8 protein-coding genes and 1 pseudogene are annotated in these 24,616 nt (G+C 72.1%); 3 read left to right on the top strand and 6 right to left on the bottom strand.

What is annotated here, in order from left to right; all coding sequences use genetic code 11:
• Positions 1-409 precede the first annotated feature (409 nt).
• A complete protein-coding gene (locus ACFY93_RS34135; protein WP_391365815.1) occupies positions 410-829 on the top strand; it encodes an SRPBCC family protein in 420 nt (139 codons plus the stop codon).
• 193 nt (positions 830-1,022) lie between these two features.
• Entirely contained in the window at positions 1,023-2,471 is a 1,449-nt protein-coding gene (locus tag ACFY93_RS34130; protein WP_391365814.1) for an MFS transporter, read from the top strand.
• Between the two features lie 296 nt (positions 2,472-2,767).
• Here ACFY93_RS34130 and ACFY93_RS34125 read toward each other — a convergent pair whose 3' ends face one another.
• Together ACFY93_RS34125 and ACFY93_RS34120 are read right to left on the bottom strand one after the other, a co-directional pair.
• Positions 2,768-3,286 (bottom strand): flavin reductase, encoded by a 519-nt coding sequence (locus ACFY93_RS34125; protein WP_391365813.1) that lies wholly within the window; start codon positions 3,284-3,286, stop codon positions 2,768-2,770.
• A 37-nt stretch (positions 3,287-3,323) separates the two neighbouring features.
• A complete protein-coding gene (locus tag ACFY93_RS34120) occupies positions 3,324-4,175 on the bottom strand; it encodes a mycofactocin-coupled SDR family oxidoreductase (protein WP_391365812.1) in 852 nt (283 codons plus the stop codon).
• Between the two features lie 638 nt (positions 4,176-4,813).
• Between ACFY93_RS34120 and ACFY93_RS34115 the strand changes: the two are divergent.
• Positions 4,814-10,924: pseudogene (locus tag ACFY93_RS34115) on the top strand (type I polyketide synthase); the annotation flags it as partial.
• Positions 10,925-11,080: 156 nt separating this feature from the next.
• On the opposite strand, the gene ACFY93_RS34110 reads toward ACFY93_RS34115, so the two are convergent.
• The 4 genes from ACFY93_RS34110 to ACFY93_RS34095 all read right to left on the bottom strand — a co-directional run.
• A complete protein-coding gene (locus ACFY93_RS34110; RefSeq protein ID WP_391365811.1) occupies positions 11,081-11,287 on the bottom strand; it encodes a 4Fe-4S domain-containing protein in 207 nt (68 codons plus the stop codon).
• A gap of 211 nt (positions 11,288-11,498) precedes the next feature.
• On the bottom strand, positions 11,499-12,731 hold the full coding sequence (locus tag ACFY93_RS34105; protein WP_391365810.1) for a cytochrome P450: 1,233 nt from the start codon (positions 12,729-12,731) through the stop codon (positions 11,499-11,501).
• A gap of 129 nt (positions 12,732-12,860) precedes the next feature.
• Complete coding sequence (locus ACFY93_RS34100; RefSeq protein WP_391365809.1) at positions 12,861-18,149, bottom strand: SDR family NAD(P)-dependent oxidoreductase; 5,289 nt, start codon at positions 18,147-18,149, stop codon at positions 12,861-12,863.
• Between the two features lie 81 nt (positions 18,150-18,230).
• Positions 18,231-24,616: SDR family NAD(P)-dependent oxidoreductase (locus ACFY93_RS34095; RefSeq protein ID WP_391365808.1), on the bottom strand; the 6,386-nt coding region annotated here is incomplete at its 5' end.

The raw sequence follows: 24,616 nt of genomic DNA, 5'->3' as shown, positions 1-24,616 counted from the left end.
GGCGCGCCTCACGGATGCGGCCCGCGGACGCGCTGCGCAGCGTCTCGTAGACACCGGCCCGTGAACCGGCGCCCGCACCGGCGCCCGAGCCGGGGGGGGCCCGCCCCCCCCCCCCCCACCGCCCCCCCCCCCCCCCCCCCCCCCGGGGCCCCCCCCGCCCCCCCCCCCCCCCCCCCCCCCCCCCCCCCCCCCCCCCCCCGGCGGGGGGGGGGGCCCCCCCCCCGGGGGCCCCCCCCCCCCCGCGCCAGGCGGGTCCCGACACCCCTACCGGGTGCCGGGACCCGCCTTCTTCCGTTTCCGTCGCGGGAGTTGGGAGCGGGTTCACGCATCCCGGTTGTCACCGCGAGCAGCCATCTGTACATTTGTCTTAAGCGTAAGTACGTATGGAACAAATGACAGGAGTCGTGTCATGTGGGAGACCACGCAGACAGCCGAGACCACCGCCTCCCCCGAGGCCGTGTGGAGCTGCTACGAGGACCCGGCCACCTGGCCCGCCTGGAACCCGGACCTGGTCGTCGTGGACCGCGAAGGGCCCTTCGCCGAGGGCACCACGGGCACCGTCACCAACGAGGGCCGGCCGCCGGTCCCGTTCACCCTGGTCTCCGTCGACAAGGGCGAGAGCTTCACCATGGAGACGCGTCCCGGCGGTGACCTCATAGCGCAGTCCATCTGCCGGCTCACCCCCCTCGACGGCGGCGGCACCCTCATCTCCCACACGATGCGGCTCGACGGTCCGCCGGCCGAGCAGGTCGCCGCCGCCCAGGGCCCCGTGCTCACCGCCGGACTGTCGACCGGCGTCCTCGACCTCGCCGAACTCGCGGCTCGCTGACCCTCCCTGGACCTGTCCGGGGCCCCGAGCAGCGCCGCACGGCACCCCTGCCGCATCCACCGCCCGCCCGTGGCCGTACCGCGCCTGTGTGCGCGTCACCTCGGGGCCCCTTCGGCGGCGGTGACCCCTCATCAGTTGGTGACGCGCCGGGCCGGAACCCGAGCGCTTACGTCATGAGTAAGGAGAGTCCGTGATGAAGAAACGGACGATCGCGATTACCGTTCTGATCACCGCCCAGTTCATGGACCTGGTCGACACCACGATCACCAATGTGGCGCTGCCCGCCATCCAGAAGGACCTGGACACCACCGACGCCGCCCTCGAGTGGATCATGGCCGGCTATCTGCTGGCCTTCGCCGTTCTGCTGATCACCGGCGGACGGATGGGCGACATCTTCGGCCGGCGCACCATGTTCCTGGTCGGCGTCGCGGGCTTCGGCCTCGCCTCGGCCTGGGCTTCGGCGGTCGACAGCGGCGAACTCCTCGTCGTCGCCCGCGTCGTGCAGGGCGCCTTCGCGGGTGTGATGGTGCCCCAGGTGCTGTCCTCGGTCCAGGTGATGTACGAGCCCGCCGAGCGGGGCAAGATCTACGGCCTCATCGGTGCCATCAGCGCCCTCGGCTCGGTGGTCGGCCTGATCGTGGGCGGCTGGATGGTCACCGCCGACATCTTCGGTCTCGCCTGGCGCAGCATCTTCCTGGTCAACGTGCCCGTGTGCGTGCTCCTGCTGGCCGCGGCGAGCTTCTTCGTGCCCAACAGCCGCTCCGATCACCCGCTCAAGCTGGACATCCTGGGTGTGATCCTCGCCGCCGGCGCGGTCTTCCTGGTGGAGTTCCCGCTCATCGACGGCCGGCTCGCCGACTGGGCGCCGTGGATCTGGGGGATGCTGGCGGCCGCCCCGGTCGTCACCGTCGTCTTCGTCCTGCAGCAGCGTGCCAAGATGCGCCGCGACGGCTCGTCCCTGCTGCCCATGCAGCTGTTCGCCAACCACGGCTTCCGCAGCGGGCTGGTCGTGCAGATCCTGTTCTGGATGGCCAACGGCAGCTACATGATCGCGCTCGGCTACTACCTGCAGATCGCCCTCGACTTCACCCCGCTGGCGACCGGCCTGACGATTTTCGCCATGACCGTCGGCTCCATGGTCATCACCCCGGCGGGCGCCCCGCTGGCGAAGAAGTTCGGCAAGCACGTCATCTTCGCGGGCGGTCTCATCCAGGCCGCCGCGTTCGTCTGGGCGATCTGGACCATCCACGACCAGGGTACGGGCCTGACCGGCTGGGACCTGGCACTCGCCCTCGGCACCTCCGGCGCAGGCATGGTCCTGCTGATCGTGCCGCTGCTGGACGAGGCCCTGCGGACCGTGCCGCCGACCGACGCCGGCGCCGCGTCGGGCACGTTCACCACGTTCCAGCAGGTCGGGTACTCCCTCGGAGTCGCCGTCGCCGGTGTCATCTTCTTCAACACGGCCGGTGACCACCCGACCTTCGGCACGCTGAACACGGCCGTCACCCGTGCCCTGTGGGTCACGGTGGCCGCGTTCGCCCTGTCGGGCCTGTTCGCCCTCCTGATGCCCAAGCTGCGGCCGCACGACCCGGTGACGGGGGCGAAGGGCACGGAGGCCGAGCCCGTGGCGGCCTCGCACTGACGCGGAGCCCCGGCCACCCGGCCGGGACAGGACGGTGGGGTGTGCGTCGGACGCACACCCCACCGTCCTGTCGTCGCGCCGCCGGGCGGCAGACAGGCAGACAAGCAGGGCAGGCAGGCCGGCAGGCCACGGACGGTACCGGGTGTCGCTGGAGGCGGGCGCCGAGCCGGGCGTGAGGAGCGGCGGCCAGGAGGGGCGACCGGCGGGGAGGACCGGGAACGGAAAGGCGGTACGGCCCCTCCCGGGTGGGGAGGGGCCGTACCGCCTCGGAGGCCGTTCGCCAGGGGCGTGGGGCGTCAGCCGGCCAGCGCCCTGAAGCCGCGGTGGAAGTAGACCGCCGGAGCGTCGTCACGGAGCTGTACGTCCCGGACCCGCCCGACGAGGATCGTGTGGTCGGCGACGTCGTGACGGACGTACGCCTCGCACTCCAGCACGGCCGAGGCACCCTGCAGAACGGGGTGGCCCTCCGCGTTGGCCTTGAAGTCACCCTGTCCGAACTTGTCCGCCCCCCGCGTCGCGAACCGCAGCGCCAGGTCCGCGCGCCGCGCGGGCACGACCTGCACGACCCACGATCCGGCGTTCTGGAACGCGGCATGGCACTGGGCCGTGCGCGCCAGGCACACGAGCACCAGCGGCGGCGCCACGGACAGCGAGCAGAACGACGTGGCGGTGAAACCCCGCCACTCGCCCTGCTCGTCGGTGGTGGTCACGATGGTCACGCCGCTCGGGTACGAGGCCATCGCCTCCCGGAACCGCGCCGACAGCTCTTCGGCGGATGTGGGCGCTGCTGCCGTCTCCGGCACGGCGTGCGTCATCCGATTACCTCCTTCGGTGGACCCGCGAAAGCACGTGTCACTTGCCGTTCTGGACCACCGCGCCGCCGTCCACCCGCATCTGGGTGCCGGTGACGTACCGCGACTCGTCGGACGCCAGGTAGGTGACCGCGTGGGAGACGTCGATGGGCTCCACGTACGGGATGGACATGGCCTGCACCATGGCGAAACCGGGCTCCGCGTCCTCCTGGACGGGGTGCTCGAGGTCGGGCCGGAACACCTTGTACATGGCCTCGTTGTGCAGCATCGGCGTGTTGACGTTGGTCGGGTGCACGACGTTGATGCGCAGGCCGCGCGGCGCGAGGAACGGCGCGAACCAGTTCACGTAGTGGCCCAGCATCTGCTTGGTGAAGGCGTATCCGATGCCGCCGGGGCCCATGCCGCCCGGGTCGGCGCCGTACGAGGCGAAGTAGGCGGCGGCCGAGCCGATCAGGATGATCGAGGCGCCCTCCTTCAGGTGCGGCAGCGCCGCGTGCACGGTGTTGAGGGTGCCGCTCAGGTTCACGTCGACGGCCTCGGCGAACGCGCTGAGCGGACGGTCGGCTCCGACCGGGCCGATCGCGGCGTTCGCGACGACGACATCCAGCCGGCCCAGCTCGGCGACACCCTCGTCGACGGCCTTGCGCAGCGCGGCGCGGTCCCTGGTGTCGGCCAGCCTGGTGACCACCCGGCGGCCCGTCTTCTCCACCAGACGCGCGGTCTCGGCGAGCTCCTCGGCCGTCCCGAGCGGGTACCCGACGACGTCGATGTCCTCGCCGAGATCGATCGCGATGATGTCGGCGCCTTCCTCGGCCAGGCGCACGGCGTGGCTGCGCCCCTGCCCGCGTGCCGCACCGGTGATGACGACGACCTTGCCTTCTACCCGGCCCATGGGGCCCTCCCGACGTTCTGAAGATGTGTCACATGACTGACATGGCTCAGGAGGCCCCTCGGCGGGGCCACGAGTGGCAGAACCCCTGGCGCGGGGCCGCTACCAGGCTCGCGATCGGCGGCTGTTGCCGAAGAAACACCGGCAGGGCACCGGGACGAGGCACCGAAGGGACACGGGAAACGGTCCGTCCACCTCGGTCGAGTGACGCGAGCCGACTCGAAGACTTTGTACCGTCCCCGCGTCGTGAGAAGGCGGGCCGCGTCCCCCTATTCGCGCGCCCTCCCGGTACTTAGGGGGTGGCGACTTAGGTCGCGGGGACTGCTTAGGGGTTCCGACCGTACGTCGCTGACCTACCGTGGACTGGGCATTGTCGCGCTTTCCGCGCGCGCCACGCCCACTACGTCAGCGACTCACGGAAGGCGCCCGACCCCGGATTTCCGTGGACGGTCCCCCGGGACCGGAAATCGCCATTCCGCAGGACGCACCGACGAGTATTTCCGCGTGAACTCCTATTCGGGTTCCGCTGCTTGCCTTCCACCGCCGGGCCCGGCATCAGGCCCACCGCCGAGCTCATCACCTGACATCCACTATCTGACACGGGAAGCGGGAAATCCGAGATGGCCAATTCCGATCAGCGGCTTGTCGAGGCACTCCGTGTGTCCCTCAAGGAAGCCGAGCGACTGCGGGGCCAGAACCGCAAGATGTCGGCTGCCCAGCGTGAGCCGATCGCGATCGTGGGAATGGCATGCCGATACCCGGGTGGTGTGGTGTCGCCGGAGGACCTGTGGCGGCTGGTGTCGGACGGGGTGGACGCGGTGTCCGATTTCCCGGCCGACCGCGGCTGGGACGTCGACGGCGTCTACGATCCGGAGCCCGGCCGTGCCGGAAAGACGTACGCGCGGGAGGGCGGATTCCTGCACGACGCCGTCGAGTTCGACGCCGGCTTCTTCGGGATCAGCCCGAACGAGGCGCCGATCATGGACCCGCAGCAGCGGCTCCTGCTGGAGACCGCCTGGGAGGCGCTGGAACGCGCCGGCATCGATCCCCAGACGCTCAAGGGCAGCCGGACCGGCGTCTTCGCCGGAATGATGTACCACGACTACCCGTACAACAGCGCCTCCGGCTCGATCACTTCGGGACGCATCTCCTACACCCTCGGCCTTGAAGGCCCCTCGGTGACGGTGGACACGGCGTGTTCGTCGTCCCTGGTCGCCCTGCACCTGGCGGCCCAGGCCCTCCGGTCCGGCGAATGCTCGCTCGCCCTGGCGGGCGGCGTCGCGGTGATGGCCACGCCCGAGGTGTTCGTGGAGTTCAGCAGGCAGCGCGGCCTCGCCGCCGACGGCCGCTGCAAGTCCTTCTCCGAGGCCGCCGACGGCGTCGGCTGGGCCGAGGGCGCGGGCATACTCCTGGTGGAGCGGCTGTCCGACGCGCGTCGCAACGGCCACCCCGTCCTCGCCGTCGTCCGCGGCAGCGCCATCAACCAGGACGGCGCGAGCAACGGCCTGACCGCTCCCAACGGGCCGTCGCAACAACGGGTCATCCGTCAGGCCCTCGCCGGGGCGGGCTTGTCGGCAGCGGATGTCGACGCGGTCGAGGCGCACGGTACGGGGACGACGCTGGGTGACCCGATCGAGGCGCAGGCACTGCTGGACACCTACGGCCAGGAACGGGGCGAGGGACAGCCGCTGTGGCTGGGCTCCATCAAGTCGAACATGGGCCATACGCAGGCGGCGGCCGGCGTCGCGGGCATCATGAAGATGGTCCTCGCCATGCGGCACGGGGTACTCCCCAAGTCCCTCTATGCCGACGCGCCTTCGTCCAAAGTGGACTGGAGCGCGGGCGCGGTGGAGCTGCTGACCGAAGCGCGCGACTGGCCCACATCAGAGGACGGCCGACCACGACGCGCCGCGGTCTCCTCCTTCGGCATCAGCGGTACGAACGCGCACGTGATCGTGGAGGAGGCGCCGGAGGGGGCGGAGGCTCCGTCTGCCGAGTCCGTGTCCCCGGCGGTCGGGTCGTCGGTGGTGCCGGTGGTGGTGTCGGCGCGGGCTGTGGAGGCGGTGGCGGCGCAGGCGGAACGGCTGGCTGGGTGGGTCGCGGAGCGTCCGGGTCTTTCGGTGACGGATGTCGGTTTCTCGTGTGTGACGACGCGGTCGGCGCTGGAGCACCGGGCCGTGGTTGTCGGGCGGGGCCGCGATGAGCTGTTGGCGGGGCTGGCGGCTGTCGCGGAGGGTCGTGGCGGGGCGTTGGTGGGCCGGGCTCGTCCGGGTGGCCGTACCGCGGTGCTGTTCACCGGGCAGGGGAGTCAGCGGCTGGGGATGGGGCGGGAGTTGTATGCCGCGTTCCCTGTCTTCGCTGCCGCGTTCGATGCGGTGTGTGGCGAGTTGGATCCGTTGCTGGGGCGGTCGTTGCGGGAGGTGGTGTGGGGCGAGGACGCTGAGCTGCTGAACCGGACCGTTTATGCCCAGGCGGGGTTGTTTGCGGTGGAGACGGCGTTGTTCCGGTTGGTGGAGTCGTGGGGTGTGCGGCCGGACTTTGTGGCCGGGCATTCGATCGGTGAGCTGGTCGCGGCGCATGTGGCTGGTGTGTGGTCGTTGAAGGACGCGGCTGCTTTGGTGGCGGCGCGGGGCCGGTTGATGCAGGCGTTGCCGGAGGGCGGGGCGATGCTCGCCGTCCAGGCGACGGAGGACGAGGTTCTGTCGCTCCTGGATGACGAGGTGGGTCTCGCGGCGGTCAACGGGCCGTCGTCCGTGGTCGTGTCGGGCACGGCAGCAGCTGTGGGCGTCATTGAGGAGCACTTCGCGGGGCTGGGGCGGAAGACGACCCGGCTTCGGGTGTCCCATGCGTTCCATTCTCCGTTGATGGAGCCGATGCTGGCCGAGTTCCGTGCGGTCGCCGACTCGCTCACGTATGCCGATCCGTCGATCCCGGTCGTCTCGAACCTGACCGGTGCCGTTGCGTCCGCCGAGGAGCTGCGCGCCCCGGGCTACTGGGTGCGCCATGTCCGTGAGGCCGTACGGTTCGCCGACGGCGTGCAGGCCCTTCGCGCCCAGGGCGTCACCCGCTTCGTCGAGTGCGGCCCCGATGCCGTGCTGACCGCGCTCGCCCAGCAGTCCGTGGAGGGCGACGACTGCACCTTCTCCGCGCTGCTGCGCAAGGTCCGTGCCGAGGACACCACCGCCGTCACCGCACTCGCGCAGGTCTTCGCCTCGGGCGGCGATGTCGACTGGCCGGCGTTCTACGCGGGCCGGGGTGCCCAGCGCGTCGACCTGCCCACGTACGCCTTCCAGCGCGAGCGCTACTGGATCGACGCGCAAGCCGGTACCGCCGACGTCACGTCCGCCGGACTCGACGCCACCGAGCATCCGCTGCTCGGTGCCACCGTCACGCTCGCCGACACCGACGGGGTTCTGCTCACCGGCCGGCTGTCCACGGACACCCAGCCGTGGCTCGACGACCATCGGATCGGCGACACCATCGTCTTTCCCGGAACCGGCTTCGTCGAGCTCGCGCTCCATGCAGGTGACCGGACCGGCTGCCCCCGTCTCGACGAACTCACCCTTCAGGCGCCTTTGGTTCTGCCGGGGCGTGGTGCGGTGCAGATGCAGGTTGCGGTGGGGGCTGCGGACGACGGTGGGGCGCGTGCGGTCTCGGTGCACTCGCGGGTGGAGACGGCGGGTGGGGAGGACGGTACCGGCTGGCTTCTGCATGCGCAGGGTGTGGTGAGCCGTGCGGGTGGGGTCGTGCCGGCGGGGGAGTTCGCGGTGTGGCCGCCTGCGGGTGCGGTGCCGGTGGAGGTGGGTCAGGCGTATGAGGTGCTGCTGCGGCAGGGGTACGCGTACGGGCCGGTGTTCCAGGGTTTGAAGGCCGCCTGGCGGCGGGGTGACGATCTGTTCGCGGAGGTCGCTCTGCCGGAGGAGTCTCATGCGGAGGCGGCGCGGTTCGGGTTGCATCCGGCTCTGCTGGACGCGGCGATGCACGCGGCTCTGGTCGACGAGAGCGGCGAACGTGACGGTGAGCCCGTCCTGCCGTTCGTCTGGAACCAGGTCTCCCTCCACGCCACCGGCGCCACCCGACTCCGCGTCCACATCACGCCCGCTGCGGAGAACAGCGTCACCGTGAACGTCGCTGACAGTGCCGGCCAGCCGGTCCTTTCCGTGGGGTCGGTGGTCGGGCGGCCGGTGTCGGTGGGACAGTTGGAGTCGGCTGGTGGTGCGGTGGACCGGTCGTTGTGGCGGATCGGCTGGACCCCCGTGAGTGTCGAGGCGCCCACCTCGTCCGGCGGGGTGCTGCCGGTGTGGGACGACCTCGCGGGCGGAGAGGATGAGGTGCCGCCGGTGGTCGTCTGGCGGGTGCCCGAGTCCGACGGCGGGGTGCTGGAGCGCACGCACGCGGTGGCCGGACGAGTTCTGGCCGTGGTGCAGGAGTGGCTGGCCGACCCCAGGACAGCCGCCTCACGCCTGTTGATCGTGACCCGCCATGCGGTTCACGTCTCTGCCGACGACACCGACGTGGATGTGACGCTCGCCCCGGTGTGGGGTGTGGTCCGGGCGGCGCAGGCGGAGAACCCCGGCCGCTTCCTCGTCACCGACACCGACACCGACAGCGACGTGGACTCTTTGGGTAGCATCCTGTCCGCGGTGGCCGCTTCCGGTGAGGCGGAGTCCGCGATCCGTGACGGCCGCGTGTACGTACCCCGGCTGGCCCGGATGCCGAAGGCCACGCCGGACGAGCCCCGAACGACCGCGGGCTGGGATGCGGACGGCACGGTCCTGATCACCGGTGGCACCGGCGGTCTCGGTGCCCTCGTCGCCAAGCACCTCGCGTCCCGGCACGGCGTCCGGCATCTGCTGCTGACCAGCCGCCGTGGCCCCGACGCCCCCGGCGTCGACGACCTCACCACCGAACTCACCGCCCTCGGCGCCGAGGTGACGGTCGCCGCCTGTGACGCCGCCGACCGCGACGCCCTCGCCACCCTCCTCACCCAGATCCCGGCCGCTCACCCGCTGACCGCGGTCATTCACGCGGCCGGTGTCATGGACAACGCTCTCGTCCAGGACCTCGACACCACCCGCATGGACTCCGTCCTCGCCCCGAAGGCGGACGCGGCCTGGCACCTGCACGAACTCACCACCGGCCTGAATCTCGCCGCGTTCGTCCTGTTCTCCTCCGCCGGGGGACTCGTCCTCGCCGCAGGACAGGCCAACTACGCCGCCGCCAACACCTTCCTCGACGCACTCGCCACCCACCGCCACACCACCGGACTCCCCGCCACCTCCCTCGCCTGGGGACTATGGGCCGCCGCCACCGGAATGAACCAGGCCCAGACGGACGCCGAGACCCGGATGGCCCGCCAGGGTCTGCCCGCCCTGCCCGTCGACGAAGCCCTCGCCCTCCTCGACGCCGCCCTGACCACCCACACCGGCCAACCCGTCCAGATCCCCCTCCGCATCGACACCGCAGCCCTACGCACCCAGACCACCCCGCCCCCCGCCCTCCTCCAAGGCATGGCCCCGGTACGACGCCGTGCCGCGGGCGGTGGGGCGCCGTCGGACACGCTGCGTCCGCGCCTGGCCGGGCTGGACGAGGCCGAGCGGACCCGGGTGCTGACGGATCTGGTTCTGGAGTACTCGGCCTCGCTGCTGGGACACGGCAGTGCGGACGCGGTGGACCCCGAGCGGGACTTCCTGGAGGCCGGGTTCGACTCGCTCAGCGCCATGGAGCTGCGCAACAGCCTCAACGCGGCGACGGGCCTGCGTCTGCCCGCCATGGTCGTGTTCGACAACAAGAATCCGGCCGCCCTCGCCCGGCTGGTGCAAGCCGAGTTCAGCGCCTCTCTGACCGGCGCCGCAGGCGACGCGGCCGCCGGCACGGCGGTCGGCTCGAAGGGAGCCGACGAGGACGCCGCTTCGGACACCCTGAGCGCGCTGTTCCGCAGGGCCGTCGTGTCCGGACCGATGACCAAGGCCTTCGACCTGCTGGCGGCGGTCGCCAACGTACGTCCCAGCTTCTCCTCGGTCGCTGAACTCGGCCATGTGCCACCACCGGTGAAGCTGGCCGACGGCCCGGACGATCCCCGGCTGATCTGCGTGAGCACCCCGATGGCAACCGGCGGCGTCTACCAACAGGCTCGGCTGGCCTCGTACTTCCGTGGTGTACGTCAGGTCTCGGCCGTGCCGGTGTCGGGGTTCGGCTCCGAGGAGAGCCTGCCGGCGTCCGCGGACGCTGCCGTCGAGGCGCTGGCGGAGAGCGTGCTGCTGGCCGCCGAGGGGAAGCCGTTCGTCGTCGTCGGCTACTCCGCGGGAGGTCTCCTCGCCCATGTCACGGCTCAGCGGCTGAAGAAGGAGTTGAAGGTGCCACCGGCCGCCGTGGTCCTGCTCGACAGTTACCGGGCGGACAGCGGCAGGAACGACCTGGACGAGGGCATGGTGCTGAGCATGCTGGCGAAGGAGTCGACGCTGGGCCGGTTCGACAGCTACCGGCTGTCCACGATGGGCCGTTACGTGGAGCTGGTGCCGAAGATGGTGACGGAGCCGATCGACGCGCCCGTGCTGTTCATCCAGTGCACCGAGATCTTCTCGGCCGGTGCCGACGAGGACCCGGCGGCCGCCGATACCGACTGGCAGGCCAAGCCCTGGGACCCGTCGCACGCCGTGCGGACCGTGGACGCGAACCACTTCAGCATCCTGGAGGAGAAGGCGGCGGACACCGCCCGGATCATCGAGGAATGGCTGGCCACACTGACGTGACGGTCCCGCTGTCCTCCTGTCCCGCGGCGTGATCGCCGCGGGAACATACGACGGGCCCCGCTCCGAGTTCGAGGAGCGGGGCCCGTCGTATGCCCGCGGTGGCCGGGCGTGCCCGGTGAGCCGGGGCGTGCCCGGGGCGGGGCCCCGGGCGCCGGGTCAGCGGCCGTCGCCGTCCTCGACGGAGATCGCCGACACGGGGCAGGTGAGGACCGCCTGCTTGACGGACGCCAAGGCAGCCGCGTCCGGCGCGTCGTTCGCCAGGACGACACGGCCGTCCTCGTCGTCCTGGGTGAACACGTCGGGCAGCGTGAGGACACAGGTGCCCGAGCCGATGCAGCGTTCACGGTCGACCAGTATGCGCACCGGCCTTCCCTCCCTCTTTCTCGTTCCACAGTCGTCTCCGGTCACCGGAATCGTCCGGACGCCGGCCGTACGGTTCTTCTCCCCCGGTATCGCTCGTCCCGGCGCCGGGACGCCAACGCCGACGCACCGGAGGACCGGCGCGTCGGCGGACAGGTGTGGCACAGGACGGCTGGGGCCAGTAGGGCACCTCCAGGTACTGCCCGTGCTGCTGCTACCAGGTGACGGGAAGCGCGTCGAGCCCCTGGATCAGGGTGTGCGTCTTGAAGGGCAGCTCCTCGGCCGGCACCGCGAGGCGCAGCGTGGGAATACGCGCGAAAATGGTGTTGTAGACGATCTCCAGCTCGACCCGGACGAGACTGGCTCCGGGGCACTGGTGGATGCCGTGGCCGAATGCCGAGTGCAGGCCGATCTCGCGGAATATGTCGAGGGTGTCGGGGTTCTCGAAGGCACGCTCGTCGCGGTTCGCCGAACCGTTGAGGGCGATGATGCCCTCGCCCTTGCGGATGAGGACGCCCTCGATCTCGATGTCCTCGGTGGCGACCCGGGCCGTCGCGGAGTCGGCGATGCTCAGGTACCGCAGCAGCTCCTCGATCGCGTTCTTGGTCAGCGACGGGTCCTGCTTGATCCGCTCCAGCTGCTCCGGGTGCTCCAGGAGCACCCCGACGCCGAGGACGATCATGTTGGTGAGGGTGTCGAAGCCGCCGGAGATGAGCATCCTGGCGAGAGCCACGATCTCCCGGTGGGCGAGGGTGCCGTCCTCGCGGTTCTTGGTGACGACCCGCCCGAGCAGGTCGTCGGTGGGCTCCTTCTCCTTCGACGTCACCAGCTTGTCGAGGTAGATGTCCATCTCCTGCATCGCCATGGCGATGTCCTGGGGGGTGACATCGTTGCGGACGGTGCGCTCGGCGAAGTCCCGGAAGTGGGAGATGTCCTCGGCCGGAACGCCCAGGAGTTCGCAGAGAATGAGGGACGGCACCGGAATGGCCAGCTCGGTGAGCAGGTCGACCGGCCCGCCCTTCTCCAGCATCGCCGTGATGTGCTCGTCCACGACCTGCTGGATACGGGGGCGCAGCGCCTGCATGCGCTTGACCGTGAGCTCGGGAATGATCGCGCGGCGGTGCTGGGCGTGCATCGGGGGGTCCATCGCCACGAGCGGCAGTTCCATGGCCTGGAGGGCTTCTTCCGGGACCGGAACCTGAAGGGGATAACCCGGGTTCTTGAAGTTCGAGCTCATCTTCGGCTCGGTCAGGATCTGCCGGATGTGCTCCTGCCGGGAGACGACCCACATCTCCTTTCCGGAGACCGCGAGCTTCACCTTGAACACGGGCTTTGTCGCCCGGAGTTCGGAGTATTCCGCCGGCGGCTGGAAAGGACACTTGCGTTCCAGCGGAAAGAGCGGCGGATCGACATCCGTGCTGTCCGCGCCCTCGCTCACCACGGTCATGAGTTTTTCCTCTCGGTATGTGGATCCGGCTCTGTGCGCAGTATGCGGTCACGCCGAGGAGGGCGAGATCCCCTACCCACCCCTAAAATCCGGCCACTTGGGCCCGGGGATCCGGGTCCCGGCCGTCGGTCACTTGAAGATCTCGAGTTCACTGTCGAGGATGTCGAAGAGTTCGTCGGCGGAGGCGTCCGCCAGGTCCTCGTCCACCATGGGCGCCTCGGTCTCGAAGAGCAGCTCGCACAGGTAGGCGGCCAGGACGGTGGCGGACGGGTGGTCGAAGACCAGCATGGGCGGCAGGTTGCGTCCGGCCAGCGTGACCATCCGGTTGCGCAGTTCCAGGGCGCTGAGCGAGTCGAACCCGATGTCGAGGAAGCCCCGGTCGGGGTCGATGGCCTGGAAGTCGCTGTGCCCCAGGACCTCGGCGGCCTGGGCGCGCACCATCTCCAGCATCTTCCGGTCGCGCTCGGCCGCGGGCAGCCCCGTCAGCAGGTCCACCGCGGTGGCGGCGGAAGCGCCGCCGGACTCGGCCCGCGCGGTCCTGCGCGCCGGCCCGCCGACGAGTTGGCGCAGCAGCGCCGGTGTCTCCCCGACCCGTGCGCGCAGTGCGGCGGTGTCGACGCGCAGGGGGACGACCACGGTCTCACCGGTCCGCATGGCGGCGTCGAAGAGGCCCAGTCCCTCGTCGGCGGTGAAGGCGGGCAGTCCCTGGCGCCTCATACGTTCGAGGTCGGCCTCGCTGAGTTCCCGGCTCATGCCCGAGTCGATCCCCCACGCGCCCCACACGAGGGACGTCGCGGGCAGTCCCTCGGACCGGCGGCGTTCGGCCAGCGCGTCGAGGAACACGTTCGCCGCCGCGTAACCGGCCTGGCCCTGTGCGAGGACCATTCCGCCGGCCGAGGAGTAGAAAACGAACATCGACAGGTCCATGGTCCGGGTCAGCTCGTGCAGATGCCAGGCGGCGTCCGCCTTCGGGCCGAAGCCCTCGTCGATCCATTCCATGGGCCAGGTGGCGACCAGGCCGTTGTGGACCACACCGGCCACGTGCACGACGCCGGTCAGCGGGTGCGCCTCGGGGACCGCCGCGAGCAGGTCCTCCAGCGCGTCGCGCCGGGAGACGTCACAGGCGACCGCGGTGGCCCGGGCGCCCATCCGGGCGAGTTCCGCGACGAGTTCGGCGGCACCGGGGGCGTCGGGGCCGCGACGGCCGGCCAGCAGCAGGTGCCGTACACCGTGCTCGGCGACCAGGTGCCGGGCGAGCAGGGCGCCGAGACCGCCGGTCCCGCCGGTGATGAGCACCGTGCCCTCCGGGTCCGGCTTCGGCGCGGGCGTCGGAGCGGCCGTGGTGGGTACCTTGGCCAGCCTGGGTACGAGGGCGTCGCCCCCGCGGATCGCCACCTCGGTCTCCCCCGAGGCCAGTACGGCGGGCAGCACCTTCCGCGACGTGTCCTCCCCGTCCGTGTCGACGAGGACGAAGCGGCCGGGATGTTCGGCCTGCGCCGCCCGCACCAGACCCCACACCGGCGCCTGGACGAGATCGGCGACCTCGCCTTCGCGTACGCCGACCGCCCTCCGGGTGACCACGGCGAGCCGGGACTCGGCGAAGCGCTCGTCGGCCAGCCACTCCTGCACCACCCGCAGCACGGCGCGGGTGGTCGCGTGCGCTCCGTCCAGGACGCCCGTCCCGCTCGCCGGGCAGTCGTGGACCACCACGGCGGGGACGGTACCGGCGTCGGTGGCCTCGTCCCACGAGGCCACCGGCGCTGCCGCCTCCGTACCGACGGCGACCGGGTTCCACTCGACGCGGAACAGCGACCGGTCCGCCGCGCTCCCGGAGGCCGTGAGCTGGTCGGCCGACACGGGCCGGAAGGCCAGGGACCGCACCGAGGCCACCGGGTGTCCGGCCGGGTCGGCCAGCTCCATCGACACCGTGGTGGCGGTCTCCCGTGACAGGGCCACACGCAGGGTGGTGGCGCCCGCGGCGTGCAGCGAGACACCTCCCCAGGAGAACGGCAGGAGGGTCTGCTCGTCGCCCGTCTCGCCGAGGCTGAGCGCGTGCATGGCCGAGTCGAGCAGCGCCGGGTGCAGTCCGAAGCGCTGGGCCTCGGCGTGCTCGTCCTCGGGCAGGGCCACCTCGGCGAACACGTCGTCGCCGCGCCGCCAGGCCGCCCTGAGCCCCTGGAACGACGGACCGTACCCGTACCCCTGCCGGAACAGCAGGTCGTACGCCCCGTCGACGTCGACGGGAGTCGCGCCCGGCGGCGGCCACTGCGCGAAGTCGAAGGACGGCACCGCGGTGTCGTCCGCCAGCACGCCGACCCCGTGCAGCGTCCACGGTTCCTCGGCCGGGGCGTCCTGGTCACGCGAGTAGATGTGGACCCGTCGGCGGCCGGTCGCGTCCGAGGCGCCCACCGAGACCTGAATCCTGCGCCCGCCCCGCTCCGGAAGGATCAGCGGGGCCTGGAGGGTCAGTTCCTCCAGCAGACCGCAGCCGACCTGGTCACCCGCCCGGACCGCCAGCTCCACGAACCCGGTGCCGGGAAGGAGCAGACTGCCCAGGACGTCGTGGTCCGCGATCCACCGCTGCGTGTCGAGGGCCAGCCTGCCGGTGAGGACGACCCCGTCGGTGTCGGCGAGGGCGACCTCGGCTCCCAGCAGCGGGTGCTCCACGTCCTCCTGGCCGACGGCGGACAGCCCCGTGTCGACACCGGAGTGCGCGTCGACCCAGTAGCGGCGGCGCTGGAAGGCGTAGGTGGGCAGGTCGACGCGCTGGGCACCCCGGCCCGCGTAGAACGCCGCCCAGTCGACCTCACCGCCCGACGCGAAGACCTGCGCGAGTGCGGTGACCGCCGTGGTGTCCTCAGGACGGTCCTTGCGCAGCACCGAGGAGAAGCTGAGCCCGTCACCCTCGGCGGTCTGCTGCGCGAGCGCGGTCAGCACCGCGTCCGGGCCACACTCGACGAAGCGGGTGACGCCCTGCGCCCTCAACTCCCGCACGCCGTCGGCGAACCGCACGGCCTCACGGACATGGCGCACCCAGTAGCCCGGGTCACGCAAATCCTCGGCGGACGCCACGGCACCGGTGAGGTTCGAGACGACCGGGATCGACGGATCGGCATACGTGAGCGAGTCGGCGACCGCACGGAACTCGGCCAGCATCGGCTCCATCAGCGGGGAGTGGAAAGCGTGCGACACCCGCAGCCGGGTCGCCTTCCGCCCCAGCCCCGCGAAATGCTCCTCGACGACGCCCACAGCACCCGTAGTGCCGGAAACCACCACGGACGAGAACCCGTTGACGGCCGCGAGACCTACTTCAGCGTTCAGCAGCGGTGTGATGTCCTCTTCGGTCGCCTGGACGGCGAGCATCGCCCCGCCCTCCGGCAACGCCTGCATCAACCGGCCCCGCGCCGCCACCAGCACAGCCGCATCCTTCAACGACCACACACCAGCAACATGCGCCGCGACCAGCTCACCGATCGAATGCCCAGCCACAAAGTCCGGCCGCACACCCCACGACTCCACCAACCGGAACAACGCCGTCTCCACCGCAAACAAAGCGGCCTGAGCGAAGACAGTCCGGTTCAACAGCCCGGCATCCTCACCCCACACCACCTCACGCAACGACCGCCCCAGCAACGGATCCAACTCGCCACACACAGCATCAAAGGCAGCAGCGAACGTCGGGAACGCGGCATACAACTCCCGCCCCATCCCCAGCCGCTGACTCCCCTGACCCGTGAACAACACCGCCGTCAGACCACCCGGACGAGCCCGGTCGGCCGTGGCGGCAGCGCTGCCGCCATGCCCCTGCGCGATCGCCTCCAGCCCCGCCAGCAACTCGTCCCGGTCCTGGCCCACGACCACGGCCCGGTGCTCCAGCGCCGACCGCGTCGTCGCACATGAGAAGCCGACATCCGTCACCGAAAGCCCCGGACGCTCGGCGACCCAGGCCGCCAGTCGTTCCGCCTGTGCCGCCACCGCCTCCGCGGCCCGCGCCGACACGACCCACGGGACCACCGACGATCCCACCGCCGGGGACACGGACTCCGCAGACGGAGCCTCCGCCCCGGCCGGCGCCTCCTCCACGATCACGTGGGCGTTCGTACCGCTGAGCCCGAAGGAGGAGACCCCGGCCCGCCGGGGCCGGTCGCCCTCCGGGGCGGGCCACTTCAGGTTGTCGGTCAGCAGCTCGACGGCGCCCGTGTCCCAGTCCACCTTGGACGAAGGGGTCTCGGCGTAGAGGGACTTGGGGAGTGTGCCGTGGCGCATCGCCATGACCATCTTGATGATGCCCGCGACTCCGGCGGCGGCCTGGGTGTGGCCCATGTTCGACTTGATGGAGCCCAGCCACAGCGGCCGGTCCTGCGCGCGTTCCCTGCCGTACGTGGCCAGCAGCGCCTGTGCTTCGATCGGGTCACCCAGCGTCGTCCCCGTACCGTGCGCCTCGACAGCGTCGACCTGGTCGGCGGAGAGCTGGGCGTTCGCCAGCGCCTGCCGGATGACCCGCTGCTGGGAAGGGCCGTTGGGGGTGGTGAGGCCGCTGGAGGCGCCGTCCTGGTTGGTGGCGCTGCCGCGTACCACGGCGAGGACGGGGTGGCCGTTGCGGCGGGCGTCGGACAGCCGCTCCACCAGGAGCATGCCCACGCCCTCCGAGCAGCCGACGCCGTCGGCGGCCTCGGAGAAGGACTTGCAGCGGCCGTCGGCGGCGAGGCCGCGCTGGGTGCTGAAGTAGACGAACATGTCCGGGTTGGTCATCACCGTCACTCCGCCGGCCAGGGCCAAAGAGCACTCGCCGGAGCGGAGCGCCTGGACGGCGAGGTGCAGGGCGACCAGGGACGACGAGCACGCCGTGTCCACCGTCACCGCCGGGCCTTCGAGGCCGAGGGTGTAGGCGACGCGGCCGGTGACGAGGCTGCCGTCGCTCGTTCCGAACCCGTAGTCGTGGTACATCACGCCGGCGAAGACCCCGGTGCGGCTGCCCTTGAGCGACTGCGGGTCGATGCCGGCGCGCTCGACGGCCTCCCAGGACGCCTCCAGGAGCAGCCGCTGCTGGGGGTCCATGCCGAGCGTCTCGTTCGGGGCGATGCCGAAGAAGGCCGGGTCGAAGTCGGCGGCTTCGTGGAGGAATCCGCCTTCTCGGGAGACGCTGCGGCCGGGTGTGCCCGGCTCCGGGTCGTAGACGCCGTCGATGTCCCAGCCGCGGTCGGCCGGGAACGGCGAAACCGCGTCGACTCCGTCCGCGACCAGCTTCCACAGGTCGTCCGGGGACGCCACCCCGCCCGGGTAGCGGCAGGCCATGCCCACGATCGCGATCGGCTCGGTGGCCGCGGCGGCGAGTCTGCTGTTCTGCTGTCGCAGGCGTTCGTTGTCCAGCATGGACTTTCTGAGCGCCTCGACGATCTGCTCAACGGATGCGTCCACGGTGAAGGTAAGCCTCTCGATCAGTGGGTACGGCGGCTTGGCGAGGCCGTCGGCGGTGCTTCGGCGGGACCCCGGGCCCGTTCAGTGGGGGTCGTCGGTCGACAGGGCGGCGCGTACCAGGTCCTCGATCGCCATGCCCTTGATCGCGTCGCTCCGGTCGCCCTCGGTGGGGCCGCCGGTGGAGTCGCCGGCGGCGGGGCCGCCGGGCGTGGACGGTGTCCCCGCGGACGCGGCGAGTGCGAGCAGTCCGTCGAGCAGGCCCGCCTCACGGAGGCTGTCGACGGGGATGGTCCGCAGGGCGTCGCGGATGGCCGCCTCGTCCCGTTCGCCGCTGACGCCGCTCTGCTCGCCGGTGTCGGCGTCGGGGAGGCCGGGCTGCAGTTCGGTGAGCAGGAACTCGGCGAGCGTCGCCGGGTTCGGGTAGTCGAACATCAGGGTCGCCGGGAGCCGCAGTCCCGTGGCGGTCTGGAGCCGGTTGCGGAGTTCGATCGCGGCGAGGGAGTCCAGGCCCAGTTCGGTGAATCCCTTGGTGACGTCTATCGCCTGCGGTTCGTCGTGACGTACGGCGGCCACGTGGGTGCGAACCAGGTCGAGCAGGGTCCGCTCGCGTTCCCGGCTGCCGAGGACGGCGAGCCGTTCCTCCAGCGTGCCCGCGCCCTGGGCGGCCGGGGTGCCCGCCGCCGGGGCCGCGGTCTGCGGGGCGCGGGTGGGCGTGGGCCGGTCCGCGGCCCGCAGAGCGGTCCGCACCAGTTCACGGAAGAGCGGCGACAGTTCCTCGGGGGCCGCCGCCGCGAGCGCGCCGGTCTCCAGGCGGATGGGGACGAGGACCGGCTCGTCGAGGGCGACGGCCTCGTCGAAGAGTGCCAGTCCCTCCTCGGTGGACAGGGCGGGCATGCCCAGGCGTTCCATGCGGTGCAGGTCGGCCTCGGTGACTCCCCCGCCGAGCCCGGTGCGCGCGGTCCACAGCCCGAACGCCAGGGAGGTGGCGGGCAGTCCGGCCGCCCGGCGGTGCAGGGCGAGGGCGTCGACGAAGCGGTTGGCCGCCCCGTAGTTGCCCTGTCCGACACCGACGAGGAGTCCGGCGCACGAGGACAGCAGGACGAACGCCGTCAGGTCGAGTTCGCGGGTCAGTTCGTGCAGGTTCCACGCCGCGTCGACCTTGGGTCGCAGTACGGCCTCCATCTGCGCCGGGGTCAGGGCGCCCACCAGGGCGTTGTCCATGACGCCCGCCGCGTGGACGACTCCCCGCAGCGGACGGTCCTGCGGGATGCCGGCGAGGCGGTCCGCCAGGGCGGGCCCGTCGGCGGCGTCACAGGCGGCGACGACCGCGTCTGCGCCCAGCGCGGCGAGTTCTTTGACGAGTTCCCGCGCGCCGGGGGCGTCCGCACCGCGCCGGCTGGTGAGCAGCAGGTGGCGCACACCGTGCTCGGTCACCAGGCGCCGGGCGATCAGGGCGCCGAGCCCGCTGGTGCCACCGGTGATCAGCACGGTCCCCGCCGGGTCCCAGGGGGCCGTCCGTACGACGTCGTCCACGGGTATCCCGGTGAGCCGGGGCACCCGTACGTCGCTGCCGCGCACGGCGATCTCGGGCTCGCCGAGTGCGGCGAGCGGCGGGGTGACGCGGCTGTCCTCGCCGAGGTCGGTCAGCAGGATCCGGCCGGGGTTCTCCTGCTGGGCGCTGCGCACCAGGCCCCACACGGGTGCCTGGCTGACGTCCACGTCCTCGTCGGTGCCGGTGGCGTCGCCGACGGCCACGGCGCCGCGCGTCACGACCATCAGCCGGGAGCCGGCGAACCGGTCGTCGGACGTCCAGGCGCGCAGCACCTGGAGGACGTCGTCCAGTACCGCGCGGACGGCGGCCGGGGTGTCCCGCTCGGGCCGGGGGCAGGGGTACAGCACCAGTTCGGGTGCGGGTGTCCCGGCGTCCACGGCGGCGGCGAGGGCGGCCAGGCCGCTGTGGACCGGCGCGTCGTCGGGCAGTCCGGCCTCGGCGGGGGTGCCCGCGACGACGGCCCAGTCGACCGTGCCGGTGCCTCCCGCCGTGCCGAGCGGCAGGGGGATCCAGCCGGTGCGGTAGAGCGACTCGCGCTGCTCGGCGCCGGTCGAGGCGGCGGCAGCTGCGGCGACCCGGTCCGGGGTGACGGCGCGGACCACGAGGGATTCCACGGTCGCCACGGGCAGGCCGGTGCTGTCGGCGAGTTCGAGCCGTACGGCGTCCGGGCCGATCGAGTTGAGCTTGACGCGCATCCGGGCCGCTCCCCCGGCGTGCAGGGAGACTCCCGTCCAGGCGAACGGCAGGTGGGAGGCGCCGACGTCCTGGGGCCGGTAGCCGCCGAGGAAGTCGGTGGCGCTGAGTGCCGCGTCCAGCAGGGCCGGGTGCACCCGGTAGCCGCTGGCCTCCTCACGGGCCTCGTCGGGCAGGGCGACCTCGGCGTAGACGTCGTCGGCGTGCCGCCAGACGGCCTTCAGGCCGCGGAACGTCGGACCGTAGTAGTAGCCCTGGCTGGTCAGGTAGTCGTAGACGTCGCTGATGTCCACGGCCTCCGCTCCGGCGGGCGGCCAGGCCCCGGCGCCGACACCGAGGGGCGCGGGCGTCGGGGCCGTGCCGCCGCCCGTGCCGTCGCTCGTGCCGGCGGACGAGGCGAGGAATCCGGAGACGTGGCGGGTCCACGCCACGTGATCGGGGGCGCTCTCCGCCCGTGAGTACACGGCGAGGGAGCGGCGGCCCGCGGGATCGGCGGCTCCGACGAGGACCTGGACGGCGGTTCCGCCGGTGGCCGTCAGCGGCATGATCGCCTCGATGGTCAGCTCCTCGACGACGTCGCAGCCGACCTCCTCGCCCGCCCGCAGCGCCAGTTCGACGAAGCCGGTGCCGGGCAGCAGCAGCGTGCCGAGGACGTTGTGGTCGGCGAGCCAGCGCTGGGTGTCCATGGCGAGCCTGCCGGTCAGCACCACACCCCCCGACTCCGGGGAGACGACGACGGCGCTGAGCAGGGGATGCTCGCCGGGCCGCTGTCCGATACCGGCGGCCCCGGCGGCGGGTGCAGGCGTCGCGTCCAGCCAGTACCTGCGCTTCTCGAACGGGTACGTCGGCAGGTCCACCCGCCGCGCGCCCCGCCCGGCGAACAGCGCCGCCCAGCCGGGGCCCGCCCCGTGGACGTGCAGCCGGGCCAGAGCGGCGAGCAGGGTCTCCGGCTCGGGGCGGCCCTTGCGCAGCGTGGGCACCACAGCGTGGCCCGTTCCCTCGACGCAGCCCGCGGCGAGGGCGCTGAGGACGCCGTCGGGACCCAGCTCGACGAAGCGGGTCACCCCGTCGTCCTCCAACTGCCGTACACCGTCGGCGAACCGCACCGCCTGCCGCACGTGCCGGACCCAGTGGCCGGGGTCGGCCAGCTCCTCCGGCCGGGCCTCGCGTCCGGTGACGTTGGAGACGATCCGGATCGCCGGGGTGCCGTAGACCACCTCGGCGGCTACCTGCCGGAACTCCTCCAGCATCGGCTCCATGAGCGGCGAGTGGAACGCGTGCGAGACACGCAGCCGGCTGGTCTTGCGGCCCAGGGCCGCGAAGTGCCCGGCGAGGGCGTCGACCACGTCCTCGTCGCCGGAGACGACGAGGGAGGCCGGCCCGTTGAGCGCGGCGATGCCGACCCGCTCGTCCAGAAGCGGCAGCACCTCCTCCTCGGTGGCCTGTACGGCCGTCATCGCGCCCCCGGCGGGGAGCGCCTGCATCAGCCGCCCGCGGGCGGCGACGAGCGCGCAGGCGTCGGGCAGGGACAGCACACCCGAGACGTGGGCCGCGGCGAGTTCACCGACGGAGTGGCCCATGAGGACGTCCGGGACGACGCCCCACGACTCCAGGAGCCGGTACAGCGCCACCTCGAAGGCGAACAGGGCGCTCTGGGTGAAGACGGTCCGGTCGAGGAGGGGGGCGTCACCCGCGTCGGCCGGTGCGCCGTCCGTGCCGTGCGCCGCGAACATCACGTCGCGCAGCGAGCCGTACCGGTGCGGCCGCTCGGGCCGCCGGTCCTGCCGCCCGCCGGGAGGCGGGGTGAGGTACGGGGCGAGGAGCGGGTCGAGTCGCGTGCAGACGGCGTCGAGGGCGTCGGCGAACACCGGGAAGGTCTCGTACAGTTCACGGCCCATGCCAGGACGCTGGGCGCCCTGCCCGGAGAACAGGAAGGCGACCTGGCCGCCGGGCGCCGTGACACCCGTGAGGACGCCGGCGTGCTCCTCTCCGGCCGCGAGCGCGGCGAGGCCCTGGAGGGCGCTGTCCCGGTCGCCCGCGACGACGACGGCACGGTGGGCGAGCGCGGCACGGGTCGTCGCCAGCGAGAGACCTGCGTCCAGGAGGTCCCGTTCCGGGTCCGCCTCGAACCAGGAGACCAGCTGCCGCGCCTGCTGCCGCAGACTCGCCTCGCTCTTCGCGGAGACGGCGAGCGGCACGGCGGGCAGCGGTCGCGCCCCGTCCGGCCGCGGTGCCGTCGGCTCCGGCTCCTCGGCGGGCGCCTCCTCGATGATCATGTGGGCGTTGGTGCCGCTGAGTCCGAACGAGGAGACACCGGCCCGCCGGGGCTGCCCGGCGCGCGGCCAGGGACGGGCTTCCGTCAGCAGCCGTACGTTGCCCTCCGCCCAGTCGACCTGCGGTGACGGCTCGTCGACGTGCAGGGTGCGCGGCATCTCCTCGTGGCGCAGCGCCATCACGGCCTTGATGACGCCGCTGACACCGGCCGCGGCCTGCGCGTGTCCCATGTTCGACTTGACCGATCCGAGCCAGACCGGTGCGTCCGCCGTCCGCTCCTGGCCGTAGGTCGCCAGCAGCGCCTGTGCCTCGATCGGGTCGCCCAGTCGCGTACCGGTGCCGTGGCCCTCGATCAGGTCGACGTCGGAGGCGGTGAGCCCCGAGGCCTCCAGGGCCTGGCGGATGACCCGCTGCTGGGACGGGCCGTTGGGCGCGGTCAGGCCGTTGCTCGCCCCGTCCTGGTTGATGGCACTGCCGCGGATCACCGCGAGCACCGGGTGGCCGTTGCGGCGGGCGTCGGACAGCCGCTCCACCAGCAGCAGGCCCACCCCCTCGGACCAGCCGGTACCGTCGGCCGCACCGGCGAACGCCTTGCACCGGCCGTCGGCGGAGAGCCCGCGCTGCTGGCTGAAGTCGATGAACAGCTCGGGTGTCGCCATGACGGTGACACCTCCGGCCAGGGCCAGGGTGATCTCGCCCTGGCGCAGGGCCTGGCAGGCCATGTGGAGGGCGACCAGCGAGGACGAACACGCCGTGTCCACGGTGACGGCCGGCCCTTCGAGGCCCAGGGTGTAGGCGACCCGCCCGGAGGCGATGCTGGCCGCGCTGCCGTTGCCGATGTAGCCCGTCAGGTCCTCCGGAACCTGCGGAAGCCGGCTCCGGTAGTCGTGGTACATCACGCCCGCGTAGACACCCGTACGGCTGCCCCGTACGGACTCGGGGTCGATGCCCGCCCGTTCGAAGGCCTCCCAGGCGCCCTGGAGCAGCAGGCGCTGCTGCGGGTCCATCGCCATCGCCTCACGGGGCATGATGCCGAAGAACTCCGGGTCGAACTCGGTCGCGTCGTGGAGGAAGCCGCCCTGCCGCGCGTACGTCCGGCCCGGCACCCCCGGTTCGGGGTCGTAGAGGGAGTCGACGGACCAGCCGCGGTCGGAGGGGAAGTCGGAGACGACGTCGCGGCCGTCGGCGACCATGCGCCACATGTCCTCGGCGGACCGCAGTCCACCGGGGAACCGGCAGCTGATGCCGACGATGGCGATGGGCTCGTCGGTGCTGACCGGCGCGGCCTCGGCGGCCGGCACCGGGGCGGCGTCGGCGACGGGGGCCAGTCTGCCCCTGAGGTACTCGGCGGCGGACCGGGCCGTCGGATAGTCGAACACCAGCGTCGCCGGCAGCCGCACCCCGGCCTCCGCACCGAGGGCGTTGCGCAGTTCCACCGCGGCGAGCGAGTCGAAGCCGAGATCCTTGAAGGCCCGGTCGGCGCCCACCGCCTCGATGTCGGAGTGCCCGAGGACCGAGGCCACGTGGCGGCGCACCAGATCGAGCAGAAGCCGGTCGCGCTGGGCGTCGTCGAGCCCGGCGAGGCGCTGGGAGAGCGCGTTGCCGTCCGTGACGACGGACCGCGCGGCCCGGCGGGCGACCGCGCCCGCCGCGTCACGCAACAGCGGCGGCAGATCCCCGCCTCGCGCGGTGAGCGCGGGACGGTCGATGCGGAGGGGGATCTGGACGGGCTGGTCGGTGTGGGTGGTCAGGGCGCTGTCGAGGAGGGCGAGGGCTTCGTCGACAGGCAAGGCGGGCAGGCCCTGCCGCGCCATCCGCGTCTCCGCGTCCGCCTGCGACAGCTCACCACCGAGTCCGGTGGCGGCGGCCCATAGTCCCCAGGCGAGGGAGGTGGCGGGGAGTCCGGTGGTGTGGCGGTGGGTGGCGAGTGCGTCGAGGAAGGTGTTGG

Origin of the sequence: Streptomyces sp. NPDC008313 (assembly GCF_042956125.1) — a bacterium.
Classification (GTDB): Bacteria; Actinomycetota; Actinomycetes; order Streptomycetales; family Streptomycetaceae; genus Streptomyces.
The sequence above is the reverse complement of the archived record's forward strand: the minus strand, read 5'-3'. Positions and strand labels throughout refer to the sequence as shown.

Bases quoted from the DNA above. Each gene is read 5' to 3' on its own strand.
- ACFY93_RS34105 (WP_391365810.1), bottom strand. From the start codon at position 12,731: ATGACCGTGGTGAGCGAGGGCGCGGACAGCACGGATGTCGATCCGCCG.
- ACFY93_RS34135 (WP_391365815.1), top strand. From the start codon at position 410: ATGTGGGAGACCACGCAGACAGCCGAGACCACCGCCTCCCCCGAGGCC.
- ACFY93_RS34125 (WP_391365813.1), bottom strand. From the start codon at position 3,286: ATGACGCACGCCGTGCCGGAGACGGCAGCAGCGCCCACATCCGCCGAA.
- ACFY93_RS34130 (WP_391365814.1), top strand. From the start codon at position 1,023: ATGAAGAAACGGACGATCGCGATTACCGTTCTGATCACCGCCCAGTTC.
- ACFY93_RS34120 (WP_391365812.1), bottom strand. From the start codon at position 4,175: ATGGGCCGGGTAGAAGGCAAGGTCGTCGTCATCACCGGTGCGGCACGC.